The sequence below is a fragment of the Pseudomonas asuensis genome (assembly GCF_014646755.1).
GTDB lineage: Bacteria > Pseudomonadota > Gammaproteobacteria > Pseudomonadales > Pseudomonadaceae > Chryseomonas > Chryseomonas asuensis.
In genome coordinates this window covers 193774-203038 of the sequence record NZ_BMNW01000001.1, presented here as the reverse complement: position 1 = coordinate 203038, position 9265 = coordinate 193774, and the positions used below count along the sequence as shown (strand labels likewise).

The following is a 9265-nucleotide window of genomic DNA, read 5'->3' as shown; positions in this document are numbered from 1 at the left end:
CTCAATACCATGAGCCAGGCGATGCAGGATATCGCGCAAGGTGAGGGCGACCTGACCCGGCGTCTGGCCATTAACAGCCAGGACGAGTTTGGTGTCCTGGCCGCTGCCTTTAACCGCTTCGTCGAGCGTATTCATGGCTCGATCAGCGAGGTCTCTGCCAGTACCCGCCAGCTTAACGATGTCTCGCATCAGGTACTGGCGGCCTCCAATTCCTCGCTACAGAACTCGGATAACCAGGCCGGGCGTACCGGAAGCGTGGCGGCGGCGATCAACCAGCTGGGCGCAGCTACGCAGGAAATCGCGCGCAATGCCGCCGATGCGTCTGTGCAGGCTACCCATGCCCGTCAGCAGGCTGAAGAAGGCCGGCGTGTCCTGGGCCAGACCCTGACCGCGATGGAAACCCTGTCTACCAACATCAGCGCCTCTTGCGGGCGTATCGGTGAGCTGAACCAGAAGACCACCAGCATTGGGCATATCCTGGAGGTGATCCAGGGCATTTCTGAACAGACCAACCTCTTGGCACTTAATGCGGCAATCGAAGCTGCACGGGCAGGGGATGCGGGGCGCGGCTTTGCTGTAGTGGCGGATGAAGTACGGGGTCTGGCTCATCGTACCCAGAGTTCGGCGCGGGAGATCCAGGGCATGATTCAGGAGTTGCAAGCCGATGCAAGCGAAGCGGTTTCTACCATGACCGAAAGCCAGCGTTTCAGCGAGGAAAGCATGAGCATTGCGCAACAGGCTAACGAGCGGCTGAGTTTGATAGCCGATCGCATCACCGATATTGATGGCATGACTCAATCGGTAGCGGCGGCAACAGAAGAGCAAAGCGCAGTGGTGGAGTCGCTTAACGTCGACATCTCCGAAATCAACTCACTCAACCAGCAGGGCGTGGAAAACCTGAACTCGACTCTGGGTGCCTGCCATGCCCTAGAGCAACAGGCCAATCGCCTGGAGCAGCTCGTTTCAACTTTTAAGCTCTAGCAGGAAGGAAGAGCTCTCCTGGAGTTCGTTCTTTATAGATTGCAGCACCTCAACAGTCGGAGTGCTGCTATTTATATGTGCTAACTCAGTGTAAACATGGTCTCAGTGTGTATTGGCCTTTCAGGCCGCTACATCTATTGTCTGAGATTGACCATGTACCTGATTCAATTGCTGCTTCCCCTCTATGATAATGACGGTCACGACCTTCCCAAAGCACTCTTTGGTGAGGTGCGCGATGAGCTTATGGAAAAATTTAGTGGACTGACGGTGTTCAGCCAGGCTCCTGTCAAAGGGCTCTGGCAGGAGGATGGAAGTCATACAGTACATGACGAGCTGGTTATTTATGAGGTAATGACCGATTCGCTGGATCAGCCGTGGTGGCAACAATACCGGGCCTCGCTTGAGACCCGGTTTCGTCAGGAAGAGGTGGTGGTCAGGGCCCAAACCATCAGCTTGCTGTAACGCTTACTTATCCAGCTTCTTCTCAACTTCATCGAGCGTGCGGTTCAGCTCGTGCACTTGGCTATCCAGTTTCTTGTTGGAGACTGGAGTAATGACCTTGTCGATGGTATGAGTGCCAGGTTCAGGGCTTTCCAGATCACTTACGGCCTCTTCAGGCAGCTTGCGCTGTGTATGAGCTTCGTTTCTTTTAGCGACCTGATCCTGGTCATGGGATTTGTCGAATTTATCTGGATGATCAGTCATGGCGGCTCCTGCTAATCGTAATGTTCTAGAATTCCGAGTGTCGCTGGCACGTTAAAGTTTCGGAGAACCGCTGGGTGGGTGGGGACGTATAGCGCATAATGCAGGCGCAGCGGTGTTTAGCGAATCTGTCAGGCATGAGGGTATGACGCAGAGAAAAATCATCCATATCGATTGCGACTGCTTTTATGCCGCCGTCGAGATGCGTGACGACCCTCGCTTGGTAGGACGACCCATTGCAGTGGGTGGTACACCAGATCGGCGAGGTGTGGTGGCAACCTGCAACTATGAGGCGCGTGCATATGGGGTACGCTCTGCAATGGCGTCTCACCAGGCCCAGCGGCTATGTCCGGATATTATCTTTGTCCGTCCCCGTTTTGATGTCTATAAAACAGTATCACGCCAGATCCATACTATCTTTCGTGACTTTACTGACTTGATCGAGCCTCTTTCTCTAGATGAGGCCTACCTTGATGTTTCAGACAGCCCACATTTTTCGGGCAGTGCTACCCGAATTGCGCAAGACATTCGTCGGCGTGTTTGGGAAGAGCTTCATATCACCGTTTCAGCTGGCGTAGCGCCGAACAAGTTTTTAGCCAAGATTGCGAGCGATTGGCGTAAGCCCAATGGGCTATTTGTCATTACGCCGCCAGAAGTCGCTGCGTTTGTTGCAACGCTGCCCGTTGCTCGTCTGCATGGAGTGGGTAAGGTGACGGCAGAAAAACTGACACGGCTGGGAATCGAGCGGTGCGAGCAGCTGCTAGAGTGGGGGCGCCTTGCATTGATCAAGGAGTTTGGTCTGTTTGGCGAACGCTTGTGGAATCTGGCTCAAGGCATCGATGACCGACCTGTACAGGTGGATAGCCGGCGTCAGTCGGTCAGCGTCGAAAACACGTTTGAGCACGACCTGCCTGATCTGGCGGCCTGTACAGCGCAGCTCCCCGCTTTGCTTGAAGAGTTGACCGGGCGGCTCACGCGACTGGATACCCATTACCGACCGGAAAAGCCCTTCGTTAAGGTCAAATTTCACGACTTTACTCAAACCACCCTTGAGCAGGCCGGAGCCGGGCGGGATATCGATAGCTATCGACGGCTCCTGGCCCAGGCCTTTGTGCGGGGAGGCAAACCGGTGCGCTTGTTGGGCGTCGGCGTACGGTTGATTGACCTTCGTGAGGGCGCCCGGCAGCTGTCACTTTTCGAGGACTAACCCAGGCACCAGGTAACGCTCGGTTAACATGGATGCATCAATTGGGCGTGAAAACAAATAGCCCTGGTAAAGGTCGCACCCTAAACTATTCAGAAACGCTAGCTGCTGGCGGTTCTCAACACCTTCTGCAACAATTTTCAAATCCATCAGGCGCGCCAAGGCAATCAAAGTCTTGATCACGGTTTCCTGGCGCTCGCTACCAGGCACATCCGCCAGGAAGGAGCGATCAATCTTCAGGCTTGAAATAGGCAGGTGAGTCAGGCGGCTTAATGATGAGTAGCCAGTGCCAAAGTCATCCATGGTCAGTCGATACCCACTGGTTTCGAGAGCCTTCAAGTTGGCCAGTGTGGTTTCGTTCTCGTGAAGCAGACTGCTTTCGGTAATCTCGATTTCCAGATCATGGGGGGTTAGCCCATGGCGTTGCAGGCAACCGGCAAATTTTTCGACAAGACTTTCTGTTGCTACTTCCTGTGCAGAAAGGTTGACCGCCACTAAAGGCGCAGTGCCAAGATCGTGTTTCCAGCAGGCAATCTGTGCGCAGGCCATATCACGAACATATTCATCCAGGGCATGGATCAGGCCGCTCTCTTCAGCAACGGCCACGAACTGATCAGGCGGAACGGAGCGACCGTTACGATCTGTCCAGCGTACCAGTGCCTCCACGCTGTGAAGGTTGCCCTGGGCATCGACCCGGGGCTGATAATGAAGAAAGAGTTCGCGAGCCTCGATGGCTCTTCTCAGGCCCAACAGCATCTCGGTGCGTTCAAACGTGCGCTGCGCCAGACTGGAATCATAGGTTGGCATCAGGGTATCGCCATGAGTGTTCTTGAGCGCATGGTTGCTACGCTCGATCAACTGCAGGGCGTTGGTTGCATCCTGCGGATAGAAGGCAATGCCAAGATCGGGCGCCACGTCAATGACGTGCCCATCAATCTGCAAGTGTGGAGGCAGGTTGCTTTTAAGTTCATGTAGCCGCTCAAGGCCGGTTTGGGTGCTATCCAATTCAGTAAGGACTACTAGAAACGTAGCGCCTTTGAGGCGGGCAACCAGATTCTTTCTTGGCAAACGGCTCAGGTGATGGGCAAAGGCTTGCAGGTATTGATCGCCGATTTCCAGGCCATATTTGGTGTTGATATAGGTCAGATGAGGAATGCGAATGGTCAGGGCAGCTAATGGCTTAGGCCCCGCTTGGGCAATCGCTTGTTCCAGGCGCTTGATCGCACCGCTGCGGTTCAATATGCCTACGAGCGGGTCGAGAATGCTCAGGCGTTCGGAGTTGCGCAGCTCGCGCTGTAGCGTGTGCAAGTGGGTAATGTCACGCAGCTTTACGAGCACATTCTGATTGGCGGTGGGCTGGCTGATACGTAAATTCAGCCAGCGAGGCTTGGTTCGGCCCTGAACCTGCCATTCTTGCAATGAATCGTCTGGGACCAACTTGACTGGTTCGCCTTGCTCATTGCGTACTAGATTGCCTAGGTAAACCTGACTTTCGATTACCCGCGCCGGTAACCCCAGCAGGGCCGCGGCCTCGTCATTGAGCTTGAGGATCAGCCCATCACTGCGGCAGAGCAGAAAGGCGCCTAGATGTGAGAACACTTCATTATAAAGCTGCTGGCTGTACTGCAGCGCCTGATTAAGCTGATGCTGTCGTCGTTGTGCATTAGTCAGGGTGGTAATCAGGCGCGCGATGGCAAGCGGAATACACACGTTGAAGAGCATGAATAACAGCAGATGCAGGTAATTTCGCGTGTAGTGCAACGACAGATCAATGCCGAACAGGTGAGGGACTGGTGTGTCGCTCAATAACAGGTAAAGAGGAAGCAGATTGACAACGCACAGAGCGAGATAGACGCGCCAGTTAAAAAAGATCAACGCCATCAGTGGCGTGGCATAAATAATAAGAATGCCAGCCTTGGCTTGTTTGTAATCAACGAAAAACAGGCTGCACAATCCTAGCGCGTAAAGGACAAAAATCAGTAATGCACTGCTGAGCCGGTAGGAGCGCGACCGGAAAACGAAAAGGCTGAAAAAAGCACCAAGAAAGGCTGCTTCCATCACCAGTACATAAGGACGGCCAGCCTCCAACGCCTGATAAGTGCAATGGATGAAAATGAGGGCAACCAGCACAATACTGCTAAGCGCTAATACGCGCAGCGTACTGGTTTTCCAGATGAAATCAGGTGTTGGGGTTTGTCTGGATTCGTCCAACAATAAAAAGCGTCGGAACCGATGAATCACTATGGGTAGCCTGTCTGACAGTTAAGCGGCAGCGAATATCGCATACCGGATTTAAGGTGTCACGATAACGGCGTCAATTGATGGACGCCATTTATCGAAAAGATAGCAACCTACTATATAGCTTTTATAACTGTATGAAACCCCGGATTACTTCTCTGGCCTATGGCTATTACACCGCTCAAACAGGTGTTTTGGAGGTAGAAGAAAGCTGCACAATGGCGGCATCGAGTTCATCCAGTATCGGCGATGAAGTAGGAGCACCCTGTTTAAGCAGTGTTTCGCTCTGATAACAGGCCGCGCGTAGCTGAGGAACTCCACAATAGCGAGTTGCCCCATGCAGCCGGTGAATACGCTCAATGAGACCAATGCGGTCACCATTTTCCCGAGCCGAACGGATGGCCTGTCGATCCGCCGCTAACGAAGCAAGCAGCATGCTTAGCAGGTCACTGGCAAGATCAGCTTTTCCAGCTGCCAGGCGTAGGCCTTCGTCTTCATCCAACACGGCCAGATTGGCAATATCTGCGCCTGACGAGGACAGCGGGCTGATCTCCTGAGCATCATTCTGCTGAAGACGCAGCCCAGTCCATTTGAGGACTACTTGAGCGAGCTGCCGGTCACTGATGGGCTTGGTGAGGTAGTCATCCATGCCGGCCTGAAGCAGAGCCCGTTTCTCATTGGACATGGCGTGAGCGGTCAAGGCTACGATAGGTACTGATGGGCGCTCGCTTTCAATTTCCCAGGCACGAATCGCTTCGGTGGCTTGCCGGCCATTCATGCCGGGCATCTGAACATCCATGAAGATAAGGTCGTACCGCTCACGCTGTGCTGCTTCGACAGCCGCATAGCCGCTGTCGACACTGGTGACTTCGGCTCCCAGATCAGTAAGCAGCGTTTGGACCAGGAGCAGGTTGGCTGGGTTGTCGTCAACGCAGAGCAGGCGCGGCGCCCGGTCAATACGGGTATGATGAGTGTTTTCGGTGCGAGTCGGCCGTTGATTGAGCAGCTCGCCTACGGCACGTTCCAGTTTACGGCTACAGGCAGGCTTGGCTTGTAACTGACAGTGCACATCTGGCAGGGCTGCATGGAAGACGGCTTGGTCTGTCGTAGGGCAGAACACGAGTGAATTACAGCCAAGACGTTCCAGCTGCCAGACGCGTTCGGTCAATAGATCAGGCGGCAGGGTGCTGGAATTCACGCCAAGTACTGCCAGTACAATGGCCGCTTCACTTTTCTGCTGCCTGGCAACCGCTTCCGCCAGTTGCTCAAGCGTTTCGAACTCAACAACGTCCAGGCCGCAGTCTTCCAGTTGATGACGTAGCGACTGGCGTGTCAGTTCGTGCTGTTCCACAAGGCCTACACGGCGGCCGGCAACAGCCAGGCGGCGATGGTTCTCAAGGGGATTACGTGATTTGGGCAGATTGATGGTAATCCAGAATTCAGAACCTTCTTCCGGTTCGCTTTCTAAACCAATCTCACCACCCATCTGCTCGACGAGGCGTTTGGAAATAACCAGGCCCAAGCCAGTGCCGCCGGCCTGACGGGACAGTGAGTTGTCTGCCTGTGTAAACGCCTGGAACAGCATGTCCCTGTCCTGCTCGGACAGACCGATCCCGGAATCCTGAACGCTGATCCGTAGTTGGGCATGGTCGTCGTCCTCATCTTCCACCATCGCGCGGACAGCAATAGTACCTTCGTGAGTAAACTTGATGGCATTGCTGACCAGATTGGTCAGGACCTGGCGCAGGCGCTGAGGATCGCCTACCAGATGAACCGGGGTGTCGCGATAGATCAGGCTGACCAGCTCGAGCTGCTTTTCATGGGCGGCAGGGGCCAGAATAGTCATGGTGTCCTGGATCATGTCCCGCAGATTAAAGGGGATATTTTCCAGGACAAGCTTGCCCGCTTCGATTTTCGAGAAGTCCAGAATCTCGTTAATGATACCCAGCAGGCTCTCGGCAGAGTTCTGAATGGTGCTGAGATAATCTTGCTGGCGCGGCGTCAGTTCGCTTTTCTGAAGCAGATTGGTAAAGCCAATGATGCCATTGAGCGGTGTTCGGATCTCGTGGCTCATGTTGGCCAGGAATTCGGATTTAATCCGACTGGCTTCCAGGGCTTCCTTGCGTGCCAGATCCAGTTCGATGTTCTGGATTTCAATAGTTTCCAGGTTCTGCCGCACATCTTCCGTCGCCTGATCGATATTGTTCTGCATTTCCTCCTGGGCGCTCTGCATGGCTTCTGCCATGCGGTTAATCCCATCCGCCAGGGTGTCGAGTTCGTAGCTGCCAAGATCTTTTGGAAGCCGGGTTTCTAGTTGGCCGTCTTTCAAATGGCCCACGCCATCACTGATAACGCGCAGCGGATGATTAATGCTACGGCCAATACGGACAGCCACGATTGCCGTCAAGCACAGTCCGAAGATGATCAAGAGCATGCTGATCACGAGGTTGCGGTAACCACGGAGCAGAGTGGCATGGTGAGACAGCTCGATATCGATCCAACCCAGCAAATGTGAGCTGGGCATATTGACTTCACCGGTAATGAGTTTGAGATGACGTGCCTGGACCGGTAAATGGAAGTGAGTGACATCCAGGCCGCTGCGCAGGCTGGCGGTTTCGCCATCGTCGTTACGAATGGCGATTGTCATGCGCGGACCGGCGCGAGCCAGCACCTTCTGGTCCGTACTGATGAACTCGACGGCTCGCACATCAGCCTGATCAAGCACATCCTGAGCAATACGTTGAAGCAGTACGCGATCATCCCGGAGCAGGGCAGGCGAGGCCAGGGGACCAAGTTGCTCGGCGATCAGCTGGCCGCGCTCTTCCAACACTGTTCGCATGTCGGATAGCTGGACCCAGCTGAAGTAGCCGCCTAACACCATGGCCATGACACACGTCGGCAGCAGGCTCAGCAGTAGGATGCGGCCCTTGATTCCCAGCTCGTTCAGCACTTACCCGTCTCCAGAACAACAATGGGGGAGAAGTGTAAAACACTTGTTTCGATAGCCGGGACGATTTTGTGGCAGATGGTAGCTAAACGGTTATCAGTCGGAGCGAACAGGTGAGAACTATAGATCTGTCATGCCTGCGCTCCGGCCGCAGAACATTGAGAATAATGACCTGACATCGCCTTTATCTATGCCATGCATCATGGGATTAGGGAACACCCCTCATTTGCCGGTATCATAGAAGCCTATTTAAAGGCAGCGGAACCGAGCGAATTTCATGAGCGTGCAGTATCCGACCATTGCCGACTGCGTCGGTAACACACCGCTGGTGCGTTTGCAGCGCCTGCCCGGTGAAACATCCAATACTTTGTTAGTAAAGCTGGAAGGCAATAACCCGGCTGGGTCGGTAAAAGACCGGCCGGCCCTGTCGATGATCACGCGTGCTGAGTTACGCGGTGATATCCAGCCAGGCGATACCCTGATCGAGGCGACGTCGGGTAATACAGGTATTGCCTTGGCGATGGCTGCAGCCATCAAGGGTTATCGGATGATTCTGATCATGCCGGATAACTCCAGTGCTGAACGCAAGGCATCCATGACCGCCTATGGCGCGGAACTGATCCTGGTCAGCCGTGAAGAGGGCATGGAGGGTGCGCGTGATCTTGCGACCCGTATGCAGGCCGAGGGCAAGGGCAAAGTGCTGGACCAATTCGGCAATGGGGACAACCCCTCTGCCCATTATGCCTCGACTGGTCCCGAAATCTGGCAGCAGACCGGCGGTAGCATTACGCACTTCGTCAGCTCTATGGGCACGACAGGGACCATCATGGGTGTGTCGCGCTATCTGAAGGAGCAGAGTCCGGCTGTGCAGATCGTTGGCCTTCAGCCGAGCGAGGGCGCTGCCATTCCAGGCATTCGCCGTTGGCCGCAGGAATACCTGCCGAAGATTTTCGATGCCGCGCGCGTGGATCGAATCGTCGACATGGGTCAGGCAGAGGCAGAAGAGGTGATGCGTCGGATGGCCCGTGAAGAGGGTATTTTCTGCGGCGTATCGTCAGGCGGTGCCGTTGCGGCGGCGCTGCGTATTTCCAAAGAAGTTGAGAATGCAGTTATCGTGGCGATCATTTGCGATCGTGGTGACCGTTATCTTTCTACCGGTGTTTATGACCCGCGCTAAACGCGGGTTTGATTCA

At 54.5% G+C, this 9265-nt stretch carries 7 protein-coding genes; 4 read left to right on the top strand and 3 right to left on the bottom strand.

The annotated features are described in order from the left end of the window. Positions 1-981, top strand: a 981-nt coding sequence (locus tag IEX86_RS24915) for a methyl-accepting chemotaxis protein (RefSeq protein WP_229685228.1), incomplete at its 5' end; no start/stop codon positions are given. 153 nt (positions 982-1134) lie between these two features. After that, positions 1135-1443 carry a hypothetical protein gene (locus IEX86_RS00930; protein WP_188864197.1) on the top strand — a complete coding sequence of 103 codons (309 nt, stop codon included), beginning with the start codon at positions 1135-1137 and terminating at the stop codon, positions 1441-1443. Between the two features lie 3 nt (positions 1444-1446). On the opposite strand, the gene IEX86_RS00925 is transcribed toward IEX86_RS00930, so the two are convergent. Beyond that, positions 1447-1686, bottom strand: coding sequence for a hypothetical protein (locus IEX86_RS00925; protein ID WP_188864196.1), 240 nt, complete (start codon positions 1684-1686; stop codon positions 1447-1449). A gap of 142 nt (positions 1687-1828) precedes the next feature. Here IEX86_RS00925 and dinB point away from each other — a divergent pair, with 142 nt between their 5' ends. Continuing rightward, a complete protein-coding gene (gene dinB / locus IEX86_RS00920; protein ID WP_188864195.1) occupies positions 1829-2890 on the top strand; it encodes a DNA polymerase IV in 1062 nt (353 codons plus the stop codon). Here dinB and IEX86_RS00915 read toward each other — a convergent pair. Both IEX86_RS00915 and IEX86_RS00910 read right to left on the bottom strand, forming a co-directional pair. Further along, positions 2873-5128, bottom strand: coding sequence for a putative bifunctional diguanylate cyclase/phosphodiesterase (locus IEX86_RS00915; protein ID WP_188864194.1), 2256 nt, complete (start codon positions 5126-5128; stop codon positions 2873-2875). The genes dinB and IEX86_RS00915 overlap by 18 nt on opposite strands. A gap of 178 nt (positions 5129-5306) precedes the next feature. Then, positions 5307-8075 (bottom strand): response regulator, encoded by a 2769-nt coding sequence (locus IEX86_RS00910; RefSeq protein ID WP_188864193.1) that lies wholly within the window; start codon positions 8073-8075, stop codon positions 5307-5309. A 274-nt stretch (positions 8076-8349) separates the two neighbouring features. Here IEX86_RS00910 and cysM point away from each other — a divergent pair, with 274 nt between their 5' ends. Beyond that, on the top strand, positions 8350-9249 hold the full coding sequence (gene cysM, locus IEX86_RS00905; protein WP_188864192.1) for a cysteine synthase CysM: 900 nt from the start codon (positions 8350-8352) through the stop codon (positions 9247-9249). The last annotated feature ends 16 nt before the right edge of the window (positions 9250-9265 follow it).

What these genes read in the sequence shown, in the direction of transcription:
- IEX86_RS00930 (WP_188864197.1), top strand. Translation starts at nt 1,135, where the DNA reads ATGTACCTGATTCAATTGCTGCTTCCCCTCTATGATAATGACGGTCAC.
- IEX86_RS00925 (WP_188864196.1), bottom strand. Translation starts at nt 1,686, where the DNA reads ATGACTGATCATCCAGATAAATTCGACAAATCCCATGACCAGGATCAG.
- dinB (WP_188864195.1), top strand. Translation starts at nt 1,829, where the DNA reads ATGACGCAGAGAAAAATCATCCATATCGATTGCGACTGCTTTTATGCC.
- cysM (WP_188864192.1), top strand. Translation starts at nt 8,350, where the DNA reads ATGAGCGTGCAGTATCCGACCATTGCCGACTGCGTCGGTAACACACCG.